This is a genomic window from Streptomyces sp. MK7 (assembly GCF_032658145.1).
GTDB classification, from domain to species: Bacteria; Actinomycetota; Actinomycetes; order Streptomycetales; family Streptomycetaceae; genus Streptomyces; species Streptomyces spiralis.
Map to the genome: position 1 here is coordinate 1 of NZ_JAVACL010000039.1, position 13,842 is coordinate 13,842.

At 68.2% G+C, this 13,842-nt stretch carries 14 protein-coding genes and 5 pseudogenes; 11 read left to right on the top strand and 8 right to left on the bottom strand.

All coding sequences use genetic code 11. The features are described 5' to 3' along the window. The first annotated feature begins 165 nt into the window (after window positions 1–165). The 4 genes and pseudogenes from R2S09_RS31035 (at window position 166) to R2S09_RS31050 (ending at window position 3,490) form a co-directional block, all read left to right on the top strand. A complete protein-coding gene (locus tag R2S09_RS31035; protein WP_306191065.1) occupies window positions 166–744 on the top strand; it encodes a TetR/AcrR family transcriptional regulator in 579 nt (192 codons plus the stop codon). A 328-nt stretch (window positions 745–1,072) separates the two neighbouring features. Then, window positions 1,073–1,354 (top strand): annotated as a pseudogene (locus tag R2S09_RS31040) (saccharopine dehydrogenase); the annotation flags it as partial. Further along, window positions 1,346–1,567: pseudogene (locus R2S09_RS40685) on the top strand (hypothetical protein); the annotation flags it as partial. The pseudogenes R2S09_RS31040 and R2S09_RS40685, both read left to right, overlap by 9 nt. Before the next feature lie 717 nt (window positions 1,568–2,284). Then, window positions 2,285–3,490 carry a S8 family serine peptidase gene (locus R2S09_RS31050; protein ID WP_306191064.1) on the top strand — a complete coding sequence of 402 codons (1,206 nt, stop codon included), beginning with the start codon at window positions 2,285–2,287 and terminating at the stop codon, window positions 3,488–3,490. Between the two features lie 77 nt (window positions 3,491–3,567). Here the strand turns inward: R2S09_RS31050 and R2S09_RS31055 are convergent, their stop codons facing one another. Then, a complete protein-coding gene (locus tag R2S09_RS31055; RefSeq protein ID WP_306191080.1) occupies window positions 3,568–4,212 on the bottom strand; it encodes a DNA alkylation repair protein in 645 nt (214 codons plus the stop codon). A 288-nt stretch (window positions 4,213–4,500) separates the two neighbouring features. Between R2S09_RS31055 and R2S09_RS31060 the strand changes: the two genes are divergently transcribed. Beyond that, complete coding sequence (locus R2S09_RS31060; RefSeq protein WP_306191063.1) at window positions 4,501–4,941, top strand: VOC family protein; 441 nt, start codon at window positions 4,501–4,503, stop codon at window positions 4,939–4,941. Between the two features lie 742 nt (window positions 4,942–5,683). Here the strand turns inward: R2S09_RS31060 and R2S09_RS31065 are convergent. Continuing rightward, window positions 5,684–6,031, bottom strand: coding sequence for a VOC family protein (locus R2S09_RS31065; protein WP_306191062.1), 348 nt, complete (start codon window positions 6,029–6,031; stop codon window positions 5,684–5,686). Window positions 6,032–6,312: 281 nt separating this feature from the next. Here R2S09_RS31065 and R2S09_RS31070 point away from each other — a divergent pair, with 281 nt between their 5' ends. The 3 genes and pseudogenes from R2S09_RS31070 to R2S09_RS31080 form a co-directional block, all read left to right on the top strand. Next, window positions 6,313–6,897: a transcriptional regulator gene (locus R2S09_RS31070; protein ID WP_306191061.1), complete on the top strand. Its 585-nt coding sequence runs from the start codon at window positions 6,313–6,315 to the stop codon at window positions 6,895–6,897. Window positions 6,898–6,911: 14 nt separating this feature from the next. Next, window positions 6,912–7,100 carry a hypothetical protein gene (locus tag R2S09_RS31075; protein WP_306191060.1) on the top strand — a complete coding sequence of 63 codons (189 nt, stop codon included), beginning with the start codon at window positions 6,912–6,914 and terminating at the stop codon, window positions 7,098–7,100. A 315-nt stretch (window positions 7,101–7,415) separates the two neighbouring features. Next, window positions 7,416–7,661: pseudogene (locus R2S09_RS31080) on the top strand (helix-turn-helix domain-containing protein); the annotation flags it as partial. 184 nt (window positions 7,662–7,845) lie between these two features. On the opposite strand, the gene R2S09_RS31085 reads toward R2S09_RS31080, so the two are convergent. The 3 genes and pseudogenes from R2S09_RS31085 to R2S09_RS40695 all read right to left on the bottom strand — a co-directional run. Then, window positions 7,846–8,106 (bottom strand): hypothetical protein, encoded by a 261-nt coding sequence (locus R2S09_RS31085; protein WP_306191059.1) that lies wholly within the window; start codon window positions 8,104–8,106, stop codon window positions 7,846–7,848. Between the two features lie 783 nt (window positions 8,107–8,889). After that, the gene (locus R2S09_RS40690; protein WP_399145081.1) at window positions 8,890–8,991 is read right to left on the bottom strand and encodes a hypothetical protein; all 102 of its coding nucleotides are present in this window, start codon (window positions 8,989–8,991) and stop codon (window positions 8,890–8,892) included. Window positions 8,992–9,161: 170 nt separating this feature from the next. Then, window positions 9,162–9,356, bottom strand: a pseudogene (locus R2S09_RS40695) (hypothetical protein); the annotation flags it as partial. 50 nt (window positions 9,357–9,406) lie between these two features. On the opposite strand from R2S09_RS40695, the gene R2S09_RS31095 reads away from it, so the two are divergent. After that, window positions 9,407–9,655, top strand: coding sequence for a transposase family protein (locus R2S09_RS31095; protein ID WP_372337785.1), 249 nt, complete (start codon window positions 9,407–9,409; stop codon window positions 9,653–9,655). 195 nt (window positions 9,656–9,850) lie between these two features. Here R2S09_RS31095 and R2S09_RS31100 read toward each other — a convergent pair whose 3' ends face one another. The 3 genes and pseudogenes from R2S09_RS31100 to R2S09_RS31110 all read right to left on the bottom strand — a co-directional run. After that, window positions 9,851–10,198 (bottom strand): MerR family transcriptional regulator, encoded by a 348-nt coding sequence (locus R2S09_RS31100; protein ID WP_316744600.1) that lies wholly within the window; start codon window positions 10,196–10,198, stop codon window positions 9,851–9,853. 21 nt (window positions 10,199–10,219) lie between these two features. Beyond that, a complete protein-coding gene (locus R2S09_RS31105) occupies window positions 10,220–11,158 on the bottom strand; it encodes an aldo/keto reductase (protein WP_316744601.1) in 939 nt (312 codons plus the stop codon). Window positions 11,159–11,473: 315 nt separating this feature from the next. Further along, window positions 11,474–11,953, bottom strand: a pseudogene (locus R2S09_RS31110) (phosphotransferase); the annotation flags it as partial. Between the two features lie 5 nt (window positions 11,954–11,958). Between R2S09_RS31110 and R2S09_RS31115 the strand changes: the two are divergent. Together R2S09_RS31115 and R2S09_RS31120 are read left to right on the top strand one after the other, a co-directional pair. Then, window positions 11,959–12,252, top strand: coding sequence for a GNAT family N-acetyltransferase (locus R2S09_RS31115; RefSeq protein WP_316744603.1), 294 nt, complete (start codon window positions 11,959–11,961; stop codon window positions 12,250–12,252). Window positions 12,253–12,856: 604 nt separating this feature from the next. Beyond that, window positions 12,857–13,690 carry a PIG-L family deacetylase gene (locus R2S09_RS31120; RefSeq protein ID WP_306191054.1) on the top strand — a complete coding sequence of 278 codons (834 nt, stop codon included), beginning with the start codon at window positions 12,857–12,859 and terminating at the stop codon, window positions 13,688–13,690. Window positions 13,691–13,842 lie beyond the last annotated feature (152 nt).

Below are 13,842 nucleotides of genomic sequence, written 5' to 3' on the forward strand. Positions count from 1 at the left end.
GGGGGGGGGGGGGGGCTCCCCCCGGGCGCGGGGGCCCGGGGGGGGGGCGCGCCGGCGCCCCCCCCCCCCCCGCGACAGCACCTCCACGCTTGCTAAAGTGGAGGCACACCTCCACTGTAGCGGAGGCGTACCTCCGGTTCAACCGACCCGCCCCGGGAGGCAGCCATGACGCCCCAGCCGTTCCCCGTCAGCGACATCGTGGCGTCCCGGCGGCCGCACCGGAAGGACGCCGCCCGCAACTACGACGCCCTCCTGGCCGCCGCACGCGAGGCCTTCGCCGAGCACGGCGCGGAGGCGTCTTTGGAGGACATCGCCCGGCGCGCGGGCGTCGGCATCGGCACGCTCTACCGGAACTTCCCCACCCGCCGCGACCTGTTCGAGTGCGTCTACGCAGACGAGGTGAACGAGCTGTGCCGGGTCGCCGACGAGGCGGCCGGCCTTGAGCCATGGGAGGCGCTCAACACCTGGCTGAACCGCTTCGCGGGCTACATGGTCACCAAACGGGCCGTCCGTGAGGCCCTCAACGACGACTCGGAGATCTTCCAGGCCTGCCGGGAGTCGATGTACGCGGCGGGCGGCCCGCTGTTCGAGCGGGCGCAGCACGCCGGCGAGGCGCGCGGGGACATGACCTTCGTCGACCTGCTGCGGATGGTCGCGGGGATCACCGCGACGGCCTTCGACGACGAGGCCCAGCGGGGGCGGGTGCTGTCCATCGCCCTGGACGGAGTGCGCGCGGTGCGCTGATCGGTCGCTCCCGGTCCGTGATCAGGGGTCGTGAGCAACTCCCCCGCTGCCGCTCCTGCCGCCGCGCGTCACCGCTCCGAGCCCCGGAGCGACCGATCAACACGGTGGAACCCGCTCCCAGCCGGCCCGGCGGCGGCGAGGCCACCGTCCCCTGGCGCGGTCTCCCGCCCGGCTGAGACCGAGAGGACAAGGCCCCACGCCGAGCTCAGCTCGTCGGGCTGCCACCAGGCGATGCAGGCCGCCATGCTCACCGATCGCATCAGTGAGCCGGCGCGGTCGAGGGAGTTCGTCGTGTTCGGCGGTTCGGTGCTGCCCGACCCGATGGGCCCCGGTCATCGGAGAGTTCACCATGACCGATGTCGTCACCGTTTCCAGCCACCTGCGCATTCCCGACGTGCGCACCTACATGTCGGTCGAGGCGGCCAAGGACGTATCGACCCCCGACACCCCGGTGCCGGCCGCGGCCGACGAGCACGGTCGGTCCGCGCAGACCTTCCTCGTCGATGCCGTCGTGCGCTCCGGCGGCAGCGAACGGCGCGCTGTGGCGAGGGGCCGGGACATCTACGCCGTCACCGCGCCACTGGCAGTGGAGGCGGGCCGGCGGGCCTTGCAGCCGTGCTTTGAGAACTCCCAGCCCCGCCCACCGCGGGTTCCTTGTCTGGCCCGGAGCCGGCGTGTGGGGCCGCCTGCCCACCGCGGGTTCCTTGTCTGGCCCGGAGCCGGCGTGTGGGGCCGCCTGCACGAGGCCGTGCTCCACCGCCTCGACGATGTCGACCTCGTCGACGTCTCTCGCGCTGTCCTCGACACGTTCCATGTCAGGGCGCTTCGAACCCGCGCACAGGGATTCGGAGTGAGTGCGGCGATCACCTCGCACGGGTTTCCGGCGAGCGGTGGACCGGCTCGAAGGTCGCACTATTACAGGATGTAGCGTTTCGCGACGCAGAGTGAATTTCGTCAATTCACCCCGATCCAAGAGCGCTCCTATGTGACCTTGCGAGCACGGTCGCCAATTTTCGATGCCGGCCTGGCGAGCTTTCGGGTGCCGTCTTTTCTGTGAACGTCGAATTCGGCGTGAGCCGCTCGCATGGTCGCTGCTACGTGATCGCGTAGATCGGAGCGGCGTCTGGAGAACGGGGGCAACCTGCGGGCCCCGACATGCCGCCCGGCTCGTATTTGCGCGCTCGGCAAGGCCATACAGCGCCCTGAATCGGACAACAGTTACAAGTGCCTTATTAGTGATAAGTGACACATAAGTGAGAAGTCGCACAGGGGCAAGTACTTGTTCTGCGAATGGCCCTGAGGTGGGATCGCACTAGCCGTCAAGTGGAGTCTCACCTTGCAAGGGGATTGGATGCGCAGAGTTCGCGCACCGCACCGCATCGCGGCCACAGTGGCCGGGGTTGCCGCCGCGGGGATCGCCACCCTCACCGATGTCGCACCGATGCCATCTGTCATGTCCGGTTCCTCGGTCGCCGTACCCATGCATTCGGTACAAGGAGCCAAAGCCGTGCCGGCGGTGGCCGGGCAGCGATCGGAGAACATGACCCACAGCTTGCTGACCACCGAGCAGTGCCAGGCGAAGTGGCGGATCTCCTGTTACACCCCGACCCAGTACCGGCAGGCGTACAACCTCAACCCGTTGTACCGGGCGGGAATCACCGGCAAGGGGCGCACGATCGTGATCGTGGACTCCTTCGGCTCGCCGACCATCCAGCATGACCTGGATGTCTACAGCAATCGGTTCGGTATGAAGAACACCCACGTCGACGTGGTCAAGTGGGGCAACGTCCCGCGCTTCGACCCCGCCGACCCCGCCCAGCTCAGCTGGGCCAAGGAGAGCACCCTTGACGTGGAGATGGCACACGCCGTCGCCCCGGACGCGCACATCGTCCTGGTGGAGGCCGGGGTCCCGGGCGGGGACGGCATCGCCGGCCTGCGAGAGATGATGGACGCCGAGAAGTCGCTCATCGACCGTGGTGTGGGCGATGTGATCAGCCAGAGTTTCGGCGCGACGGAGAACAACTTCCCCGGCTTCCGCAGCGGTGACTTCTCCAGCATTCAGAACCTGCGGGACGCCTTCAAGGACGCCGCCAGGCACGATGTGACCGTCCTCGCCTCCTCCGGCGACGGTGGAGCCACCAACGCCACCGCGAACGTCAAATCCAATTACCCGTACAAGGTCAACGCCTGGCCGTCCTCCGACCCGCTGGCCGTCTCGGTCGGCGGCACCCAGCTGCACTTGGACGCCAAGGGCGACCGCGTCGCGCCGGACAGTGTCTACAACGACAACGGCGCGAGCGGCGGCGGCCTGTCCCATGTCTTCGCCCGTCCCCCGTACCAGAACGGGGTCGAGCAGGTGGTGGGCGACCGCCGCGGCACCCCCGACGTTTCGATGTCCGCCGCGATGAACGGCGGCACATGGATGTACTCCAGCTACAACCCGAAGCAGGTCGGCTGGGAGGTCTGCGTCGGCACCAGCGAGGCCACCCCGCTCTTCGCGGGCATCGTGGCCCTGGCCGACCAGGTCGCCGGGCACCGGCTCGGTGACATCCACCAGGCGCTGTACTCGCTGTTCACCCAGTCCTCGTGGAAGCCCTCCACCGGGATCCTGGATGTGAAGGACGGCACGAACAACAGCTACGCGGGAGTCACCGGCTACACCGCGGTGAAGGGCTACGACATGGCGACCGGCGTCGGCACGATCGACGCGGCCCGCTTCGTCCCGGCCCTCGCCGAGGAGGGCTGAGAGCATTCCCGTCCCCGAGGGGCGGACGCCTGCCAACAGACCGCCGGGCCGTGCGCCGGGACGGCGGCATCCGGTTCCTACTTCTTGTGCTGCCGACGCACCATCTCGGCGATCCAGGTGGGCGCGAACGGAGACGTGCAGCCCGGAGAAGCCGGGTAGTCCTTGAGCACCTCCAGGCGCTCACCGATGGCGACAGCACGGGTGCGATGCTCGGCGTGCTCGATCCCGATCTGAGCCAGGCAGTGGTTCATCGCCCACTGCAAGCGATCCGGGGCGTCTTTCATCTCCGTCTCGATGACGTCGAGCAGTCCTGCGAGATCGAGGCCATCGGGCTTCTTCGCCACGCGCTCAGCGGTCAGCGCCCAGCCGGCACTCGCGACCACGGGATCCGGATCGGCGGACCAGGCCAGGCGCAGCTCTTCGGAGTGCGCGTTCTTCCTCACCACGTAATTCACGAGCCAGTCGTGCACCTTCGAGGAGCGTGCCTCGCGCACCATGACGTCCAACTCCTCCCGCTCGAACGCCTTCGGGCGGCAGATCAGGATCGCCAGCAGTCTCGCCGCGGTTTCACCTGTCTCCCAGAGCCGGCACGCGAGTTCATGCTGCGTCTTCAGCCGCTTCGCGAGCGCGCGCAGCTTGCCGAGGTTCACACCATGATCGTCACCGTGTTTCTCGTTCACCGCGCGCAACTTCGGGTCCTCGAGCTCGGCCAGCTCGGCCATCACCTCGCCCACCGTCGTCTCGGCCACCTCAGCCTCCCACGCTCGGCCACTCGACCTTCAGTGAGACGAACCTACCGGTCACCGGACTTCAATGAGATTGATCAGCCTTCACCGAGACGGGACAACACTGTCCTGTGCCACCGAACCTTGAGTGTGTGCCAACGAAATGTGAGTGGCGCGGGCCGCTCGCTGAGATTCGTGGGGAGGATGTCGAGAACGGGCCACCGGCTCCGTCCCAGGGACATCAGCGGCCACCACCGGCCGCCCGCGGAAGAAGGAGAAACCAGCATGGCGATTCAGCGGATGGACAACGTCGGCATCGTCGTCGAGGACATGGATGCCGCCGTCGCGTTCTTCCTGGAACTCGGTATGGAACTGGAGGGCAGGGCGGAGGTCGAGGGTCTCGTCGCCGACCAGTGCACCGGACTCGACGGCGTCCGCTGTGACATCGCGATGCTCCGGACCCCGGACGGTCACAGCCGGCTCGAGCTGGCGAAGTACCGCAGCCCCGCGGCGATCAGCGCCGGGCCGCGCAACAGGCCGCACAACATTCTCGGCACGCACCGCGTCATGTTCGCCGTCGACGACATCGAGGACACCGTTGCCCGCCTGCGCACTCACGGCGCCGAACTCGTCGGCGAGCTGGCACAGTACGAGGACAGCTACCGGCTCTGCTACGTCCGCGGCCCCGAGGGCATCATCGTCGGACTGGCCGAGCAGCTCAGCTGAAGGCCGGCGGGAATCCGGTGCACCCGCAAGCCGTCCGGCCACCACCCTGGACGACCAGATCTCCGTGCCACCCAAACTTCGTTGGCACACGCTCAAGCTTCGATGGCACAGGACAAACACCGGCTCCCTGGATTGCGGTCTTCCACTCCAACCCTGCAATCGAACGCTATACGACCTGCCGTCTGACCTGGCCCGTCTCCGCACTCTGGAGACCTGGCTTGCCCTCACCCCCGACCGGGTACGGCGGCAGACCGCTGAGGTCGAACGCGCGAACAGCAGCGCCGGCCTGGTGAGCAGGCCCGGCCGCCGATACCCGACCGGCTCCTGCGAAAGCAGCCTCGACCGCAGTTCGAGCCCGTCCTGAAGCCGATTCCGCGTGCCCCGCCCCGGGGCGGGCGGGCCCCGTACCCGGCCCAACCGGATGCGCGTGGACAAGGCGTATGCCTCCCGGAAGAACGGCTCCTTCCTGCGCCGACGCGGGATCCGCTGCGCCATTCCGGACGAGGACGATCACGTCCACAATCGCAAGAAACTTCGCTCGAACGGCGGTCGGCCGCCGAAGTTCGACAGGACCGGCTACCGCGAGCGGCACGCGGTCGAGTGCGGTATCAGCCGCCCCCAAGACGCACTGGGCCGTGGCCACGAGGTAGGACGAACTCGCGGTCCGCTACGAGGCGACCGTTCTCGTCGCGGCCATCAACGAATGACTGTGACCGTCGCCGTCCCCGCGGCACGAAAAGCGTCAGCGGTGGCTCAGAACGTTGACCACGCGGCCATTGGGGTCACGAACGAAGAACCGCCGTACTCCCCACTCCTCGTCCTGCAAGGGGTGAACGATCTCCGCGCCGCTGTCCCGCATGACCGCGTAAGCCGCCTCCACGTCGTCGACTTCGACGCTCATATCGGGGGTGACCGGGGCGGTTTTGTCGCTGGTCATAACGCTGACCTGTGCCGTCGGACTGGACGGCGAGGCAAGCGTCGTGATCCAGCCGAGATTCATGACTTCCTCGAAGCCCAGCAGGCCATAGAACTCCCGGCTCTCCTGCGCGGCCTCTGACTGGATGATGGGCATGACACGGCGAACGGCCATCGACGACTCCGGATGAGAACAGACACGGACGCTGGACTCTCCAGGGGTACTACGGCCCGCCCGTCGCCGCACACACTTGCGCAACAAGCCCTGGCGCCAACAGCATGGCGGGCCACGCCACCTGTCGGTGTGGTTCTTTTGTGCGTTTGTTCGGCTGGTGGCCGAGACCGTCCACGATGACCTGGTGGCCGGTGATGATCAGGACACGAAGACCAGGTCCTCTGAGGCCAGATGCAAAGAACCCGTTGCAAGCATTCCTTTGCATCGCTACCTTTGTAAGCATGAACGAGCCCCAGCCGTCACACGTCCGCAACCTCGATGCCCGATCTCTGCGCGGACTCGCACACCCACTGCGCATGCGGCTGCTGGACGCGCTGCGCTTCGGCGGTCCAGCCACCGCTTCTCAACTCGCCGAAAAGCTGGGTGAGTCAAGCGGTGCGACCAGCTACCACCTGCGGCAGCTCGCCCTTCACGGCTTCATCGAGGACGCCCCCGAGCGCGGCAAGGGCCGGGAACGGTGGTGGAAGGCGGTCCACAAGGGCCTTCGCTTCGACGACGCACTGCTCACGGACGCCAACCCCGATGTGCGCGGGGCTGCCGACATGTACCTCCACGAGATCGCCACCACCCAGACCCGGGACCTGTCGACCTGGCTCGGCAACCGCCATGCATGGCCGGAGGAGTGGAACCGCACCTGGGACATGAGCAGCGCGACACTGCGGCTGACGCCCGAACTGACCCGGGAACTCGTCGAAAAGATGCACGCGCTCGTCGACACCTTCCGCGACCGGGCCGCCGACGAGGACGACGCCAACACCGCCCAGGTACGCATCCACACACACGCGTTCCCCCTCACCACGGAATGAAAGGCCACAGCCCGATGCGCCCCGAGATCCACCTCGCCCTGCACCATGTACGCGCCGCCGAGCTCCGTACCGAAGCCGAGGCCTACCATCTCGCCGTAGCGGCCCGGAGTCCCCGGGACCTGCGTACCCGTCTCGGCTGGACCCTCGTGGAAGTCGGCCTGCGGCTGGCCGCCGCCCCCAAGGCGGCAGCCGCCATCCCCTAGCGCCATACGCGACCGCCGCTCCCGTGGGTCCGACGACAGGACCCGGCACCCGGGACGGCTGCAGGTCAATGGTGGCCACAAGGTCCCGGCTGCGGTCCGGCCACCGGCGGCCCTGCCTGGAACGCGGAGGCCGGCCCGTGCGACAGGCATCGTTGACGTCGCCGCTCCGGCAGCCGCTCGCCCACCTCGGCTTGGCCGGCCGCAGCGACCAACTGTTCACTCCAGGACCTTGGCGGCGCCCGAGGTCTGCCTGACGCGCCAGGTCGCGATCACGACGAACAGGCAGGCGCAGCCGTGGGTGGGGCCCACCCGAAGGCCGCGCGATCCGGGACGAGCACCCGCACCCTGATCCGGCGCTTCCGCGAACAGACCGGCACGACCCCGCTCCAGTGGCTCCACCGGGCCCGCATCCGCCAGGCACAGCACCTGCTGGAAACCACGGAGGACTCCGTGGAGCGCATCGGCGGCCAAGTCGGCTTCGGTTCGCCCACCACATTCCGCGACCGCTTCAAACGCACCACCGGCGTCAGCCCGCAGACCTACCGACGCACCTTCAGCTGAACCGACGTCGGCCGTGGCGCAGCGGCCTTCTTGCGCTCCGCGGTTCTCCGGAGGGGTGTCGGCCCATCGGCCCGTGCGGGCCGGATCGTGACGGCCTGTCTCGCAGCTGCGTAAGCCGCGAGCACGGCTTACGCAGCTGTACCGCCTCGACGCCGGCCTGCCGTGGCCCCGACGTGAAAGCGTGTCACCTGCCGGAGCTGAGCCAGTGGTGCAGGGCTTCGTGCACGCTGTCCGGCAGTGCACTGAGCGTCTCGATCGCTTCCCGGTCTCCTGGCCAGGGGGCGATTCCGGCCGTGGTCAGCGCCGCGTACAGGTTCAGGCGCCGCAAGTCGCGAGGATCGATGCGGCAGGCAATGCGGTCTGCGGGGTTGGGCGGCGCCAGCAGGAAGTCATCCGCCGGGGCATGCTCCCACGCTCGATCGGTCGATGCGGTGATGGTCTGCATGATCTCGCTCCGTTCTGCCGTGTGCTTCGTTCGCACGCCTCGCGTCCCTTGGGGCCGAGTGTGCTGTGTGCTTGGTTCGCCACGGACCGGTAGCGAAGAACCCAAGCGTCGCCAGAGGGGCACGATTCAGGCGCCACCGACACGTCCGGCTCGTCGGCGGCGGCCCCTGGCCGAGAGTTCACCGCGCCGGCGGGTTGCCTCTTGCCTGCCGGCACACGCACTCAGCGGTTTGCCGGCATCGGGCACGAAAGCGGAAACACACACATGCTCTCCTGCGGGGTGTGGGCGCAACCCTTCCTCGGCCGCAGAGCGTCAGCAGGGGTTACGCGAAGGCGGTGACGGCCGGATGACCGTGCACCACACCCTCCCCGCCGACACGGCAAGTACGCGCAATACACGAGCGATGTTACAGATCGCCCATAATTCTGCGACTCTCACCTGCATACTCCATCAATGCGCGAAATCCGCCTTTGATGCCCCATCGGGCCACACCACCGCCACGAACACCGCTCCTCGCCCCGAGCCCACCACCCGGCCGACACCCGAAAGTGAGTAACAACCACCCGCTCCACCCACGATGACGGCGACAGCAGCGCCGCAAGCTCATCGGGACTCGGGCTCGGCACCCGAGGTACCGTGCGAGGCGGCCCTCAGAAGGTGAACGTCACTACCGTGGGGGTGCGGGTGCGCAGCAGGTCGAAGGGGCCGTAGGTGAATTCGCTGCGGCCGTCGGCCGGGTCGGTGTGGGAGAGGCAGTCGTTCTCGCCGTCCCAGCTCCAGCTCTCATGGGCGCCGTCGGAGCCCACGCGCGCGCTCGAGCGGGCGATTCTCCGCGTCCCAGGTGAGGCGAGTCGTGGCGTCGAGAGGGTCGATGACGGCGATGATCTGACCGTGCCGGTTGGCGCGATAGACGGTGGCGTTCCCGAGGGAGTCGGTGCAGTGGCGGCGGTGGCGCCGCTCTCGTCCGGATCGGCGTACACGATGCGGGAATTGAGGATGTCGTCGATGCCGCGGGTCGCGGTCACCCGGCGCTGGGCGTCGTACTCGTAGGCGAACGTCGCGTCGTTGGAGTCGCGCCGGCTGGCGATGCGGTGCGCGTGATCGTAGGTCAGGTGCAGCGGGGAATCGACCGCGTTGCGTATGGAGGTCAGGTCGTCACCGGTCTCGTCGTAGGCGAAGGCGCGCAGTGTGCACGAGGTGTTGGACCTCTGCCGCGCCGAGGGGATGACACACGGGGTGCTGAACGGCACCCTGATCGCCTGCGACCGGCCGGCCGGGGCCCGGGAGAACGGCAAACGACCTGTGGTTCTCCCAGAAACACAAGAGATACGGCGGCAACATTCAGTTCCTGGCCGCGCCGGAGGGCACCCCGCTGTGGGTCTCCGGTGCCGAGCCGGGCTCCACCCCGGACATCACCGCGGCCCGTATCCACGTGCTGCCCGCGCTGTACAGGGCCGCCGCCGATGGGCTTCCCACGCTCGCCGACAAGGGCTGCATCGGCACCGGCATCGGCATTCACGCGCCGGTCCGCCGCCCCAAAGGCCGCTGAGAGACCGCCCTGGACCGAGGAACCCGCGCCACGAATGCGCTGATCAGACACGTGAGGGCACGCGGCGATCACCTTGGCCAGTTGCCCGGCGTGGGCGTCCTGCGACGGCTTGGGGGCCCGGTCGTAGGGGAGGTCGTCCGTGTGTCAGCGGTGTGTGGTGGGCAGGGTGCGAGCTGAGTGCGGGTCTCTTGGCGCTCAGCTGTAGTAGGCGATCTTCTCGTCGAGGACCTCCATGGCCTGGCACAGCGCTGCCATCCGCTGCTCCAGGGCAGCACGGCGGTCGCGCAGGAAGGCGACCCGGTCCCGCGGAGGGTGCTCGGCGCGCAGCATGACGACGAATTCCCGCAGGTCCGCGATGCCGAGGCCCGCTTCGCGGAAGCACGTGACCAGGCCGATCCAGAACAGGTCGTCTTCGGTGTACTGCCTGCGCCCGCCGGCCGAGCGCCGGATCGGGCCGATGAGCCCTTCGCGCTCGTAGTGGCGCAGTGTGTCGATGGAGACGCCGGTGCGGTCGGCGGCTGTTGCCGGGGTGAGGGTGGTCATGGGGCTCCTTGGTAACCGTCGCTACCGCGCTTCGGCGAAGCGCGCCAGGTGCTCGTCGCTGAGCCGCACACGGCGTGCGGCGAGTGCCTCCTCGATCTGCTCCACCCGGCTTGCGCCGACGATGGGATCGATCCCCTGCCGCATCAGCCATGCGAGGACGACCTGGTTCCGCGTGGCCGAGAGCTCACCGGCGACGTCGTCCAGGACCGCGAGCACCCGACGGGTCCCGGGGTGATCATAGGCGTGCGGAAGCGGCTTGTCCGTGCGCACATAGGAACCCCACATCAGCGAGCTGTACGACCACACGGTGAGTCCCTCCGACCACGCGAGGTCCAGGTCCTCGGCGGTGAGCATGCGGTGGCCGGCTTCTGGGACGGGGGTGAACGGACGCGGCTGGACGAGTGAGTGGCGCAGTTGCAGGGCCGTCCACGGTTCCACGCGTTGCTCCCGCGCGAGCGACCGGGCACGCTCGACGCGCCAGGCGGCATGGTTTGCCGCCCCGGCCCGCAGGGCCACTCCCTTCGCTACCAGCTCGCCGAAGGCGCCGACCGTCTCCTCCAGCGGCACGGTGCGGTCCTCCGCATGGGCCCAGAGAAGATCGACGTGTTCGACTCCCAGACGTCCCAGGCTCTCCTCCACGCCGGCGTGGACGGCGGGGGCGGAGAGTCCTTCGGCGCTTTCCGGCCAGGAGTGCGGGACCAGCGGGTTCTGCCGGACCTTGGTCGCGATCCGCACCACGTCGCGCACACCCGGACGGTCCCGGAGCCACGCGCCGATGAGGCGCTCGCTGGCGCCGCCGACGCCACGGGGGTCGGTCCAGAAGGAGTAGCAGTTCGCGGTGTCGAGCCAGACACCGCCGCCGGCAACGAAAGAGTCAAGGACCGCGAAGGCCTGGTCAGGGTCGACGCGGGTGCCGAAGTCCATCGTCCCGAGGACGATCTGGTGGTCGGTGATGTTCATGCCACCCATGCTCGGATCTGGAGCGCGCTCCAGGTCAAGAGCAGTTGCGGCAGACGGTCCCGACCCCGACGCCGCGTGCGACGGACGCGCCTCGCGTGCGACGGACACGTGCAGATCAGGTGGCCGACGGAGCTCCGGAGCCGGCGACAACAGGAATGCTTTCCGTGCTGCTGGTGACAGGACGGGCAGGCGCAAGCAAGCCTGTCGGCACTCACATGGCTCCCCACGGCCGGCGTCACGTTCCCCGCCCACCTGTTCGAGCTGATCGTCTCGAGGAGTAGGCGGGTGTTCTGCGCGGCCGTGCACCTCGGAGGGCTACACCGACGGCAGGAGCGCCAGTGCCTCTTTTGCGTTGTGCTCGGCGATGCCCTGCATGAACGCCCGGTCGGGGAAGTCACCGTCGAGGAGACACAGTGGACCGGCCACCAGCGACAGACGCATCGCGAGCATATAGAGGTCGAGCCGCTGCGGATCGAGACCGGGCCGGGCCAGAGCTGCGTACCGCTCACCGAAGCGGAGTTGGAGGAAGACGTGCTCCCATTCGACGTCGAAGTACATCAGGCCCTCGATGTCGATCAGGACGGGGTGCCCGTCGGCGTCTGCCAGGACGTGGTCGGGTCCGAGTTCTCCGTGGATCAGTCCGTATTCCGTGCGAGGACTCACCCGATCGGCCAGTTCCTGTAGAAGGTCACGCAATGCAGCGTCAGCTGCCGCGATGCGGCGGTCGCGCCCCGCCGCCTCCTCAAGGTCCCGCAGGGCGCGGTCGAGGACCCGCCGCTCACAGGAAACCGCGGACATTCGTGGGGACGAAGGCCGTGGGGGCGGCCCGCCTGCGCCCCTTGGAGGAACCGACGCGGGCGGTTGAGGCGGGAGTGTGGATCGGGTGCTCGCACCGGGGTGCCGGTGTCGGTGGTTCGGTGCTCAGGCATCTGCTGGACCAAGCCCGCGCAGATGGCTTCGCGATGGTGTTCGTGAGCACGGGGCCGAATAACAAGGCTGTTCACCGCCTGATCGAGGGCCTCGGTGTTGATCTCGTCCACAACGACGACGCGGTCACCGCTTGGGTGAACCTCGCTGAAGCGCAGAGCAGCTGACTGATGAAGCCCGACCCTGGTCACCGTCCGGGGCGGCAGGACGGGAGCCGTACGCTTTTCCGGAAAGCCGGGGCAACACGGTGTTCACCGTGTTGAGACGATCAGTCCCGCGGTGCTTCGCGGGAAGCGGACTGTCCGTTCCTGCGGGAGGTCCGGGAGTGGGGCAGCGGGCTAGGACGTCTTTCAGGCCCGCTCGATCTTTTCGCTCAGGGCCCGTGGCGTGACGGGTGGGCCGGCCTGCCACCTGTCGCGCTGGCGGCGGCCGGCGCGGGGCGGCAACGCGGTGGGGGTCCGCGTTGAGGGTCAAGGCGTCCAGAATGTCACGGCTGATGCCGGATGGAAGTCGGATCCGACATGGTGCTGAGACGTGCAGGTCGCGCCTGTACCTCGTTCGAATTGGAGCGCCGGCGCCCGGTAGGCCAAGCGCCCGCGGCGGGAACAACCGGTCCGGCCGCCACTGTTGCACGGACCGAGGACCGGCGCCGCACGGGCGGGGAATACGGAGACCACGAGGTCGTCCGCCCCGACAGGATCCGGACCCCGGGAGCGCGGTACGCCCGCCACGCACTCGTACCAAGACGTACTTCCGCAGGAGGACTGCTTCATGGCTGACCGGCCCTTGACGCTCATGGCAGTGCACGCTCACCCCGACGACGAGGCCACCGGCACCGGAGGGATCCTCGCGCGGTACGCGGCGGAAGGCATCCGCACGGTTCTCGTGACGTGTACCGACGGCGGTTGCGGTGACGGACCGGGGGGTGTCAAGCCTGGCGATCCCGGGCACGATCCGGCGGCCGTCGCCTTGATGCGCCGGCAAGAACTCAAGGCGAGCTGTGACGTTCTGAAGGTCAGCGATCTGGAGATGCTTGACTATGCCGACTCAGGGATGACGGGCTGGCCGAGCAACGACGCCCCCGAATCCTTCTGGCAGACCCCCGTAGAGGAAGGCGCCGCCCGACTCGCGGAACTCATGCGGCAGTACCGGCCCGATGTGGTCGTCACTTACGACGCGAATGGTTTCTACGGCCACCCCGACCACATCCAGGCCCACCGCATCACGATGGCGGCGGTGGAGATGACCGCGCTGACACCGAAGGTGTACTGGACGACGGTGCCCCGCTCGATGATGCAGCAGTTCGGTGAGATCATGCGCGAGTTTCATGAGGACATGCCGGAGCCGGATCCTGCCGAGGCCGCCGCGATGGCCGAGATCGGCCTCCCCGACGATGAGATCACCACGTGGGTGGACACCACCGCATTCAGCGGTCAGAAGTTCGACGCGCTGGCCGCGCACGCCAGTCAGGGCGAGAACATCTTCTTCCTCAAGATGGGCAAGGAGAGGTTCGGCGAGTTGATGGGCATGGAGACCTTCGTACGTGTCCAGGACGCCACCGGCGCCGCCGTACCCGAGAACGATCTCTTCGCCGGACTGCGCTGATCCGCCCGTCCGGCTGCGCCCGGGAAAGCCCATCGGCCGCACGGCGCGATCGAGCGCGTCACACACCTGAAGTCTTGTCCACCGGTGGTCGGTCCTTCGAACCGCCCGCTGAGATCCGTGCACGCGGGCACACTTGCGAAGAACTCGTGGAG

Bases quoted from the DNA above. Each gene is read 5' to 3' on its own strand.
- R2S09_RS31035 (WP_306191065.1), top strand. From the start codon at position 166: ATGACGCCCCAGCCGTTCCCCGTCAGCGACATCGTGGCGTCCCGGCGG.
- R2S09_RS31100 (WP_316744600.1), bottom strand. From the start codon at position 10,198: ATGACCACCCTCACCCCGGCAACAGCCGCCGACCGCACCGGCGTCTCC.
- R2S09_RS31120 (WP_306191054.1), top strand. From the start codon at position 12,857: ATGGCTGACCGGCCCTTGACGCTCATGGCAGTGCACGCTCACCCCGAC.
- R2S09_RS31085 (WP_306191059.1), bottom strand. From the start codon at position 8,106: ATGCAGACCATCACCGCATCGACCGATCGAGCGTGGGAGCATGCCCCG.
- R2S09_RS31055 (WP_306191080.1), bottom strand. From the start codon at position 4,212: ATGGCCGAGCTGGCCGAGCTCGAGGACCCGAAGTTGCGCGCGGTGAAC.
- R2S09_RS31075 (WP_306191060.1), top strand. From the start codon at position 6,912: ATGCGCCCCGAGATCCACCTCGCCCTGCACCATGTACGCGCCGCCGAG.
- R2S09_RS31065 (WP_306191062.1), bottom strand. From the start codon at position 6,031: ATGGCCGTTCGCCGTGTCATGCCCATCATCCAGTCAGAGGCCGCGCAG.
- R2S09_RS31060 (WP_306191063.1), top strand. From the start codon at position 4,501: ATGGCGATTCAGCGGATGGACAACGTCGGCATCGTCGTCGAGGACATG.
- R2S09_RS31070 (WP_306191061.1), top strand. From the start codon at position 6,313: ATGAACGAGCCCCAGCCGTCACACGTCCGCAACCTCGATGCCCGATCT.
- R2S09_RS31050 (WP_306191064.1), top strand. From the start codon at position 2,285: ATGACCCACAGCTTGCTGACCACCGAGCAGTGCCAGGCGAAGTGGCGG.
- R2S09_RS31105 (WP_316744601.1), bottom strand. From the start codon at position 11,158: ATGAACATCACCGACCACCAGATCGTCCTCGGGACGATGGACTTCGGC.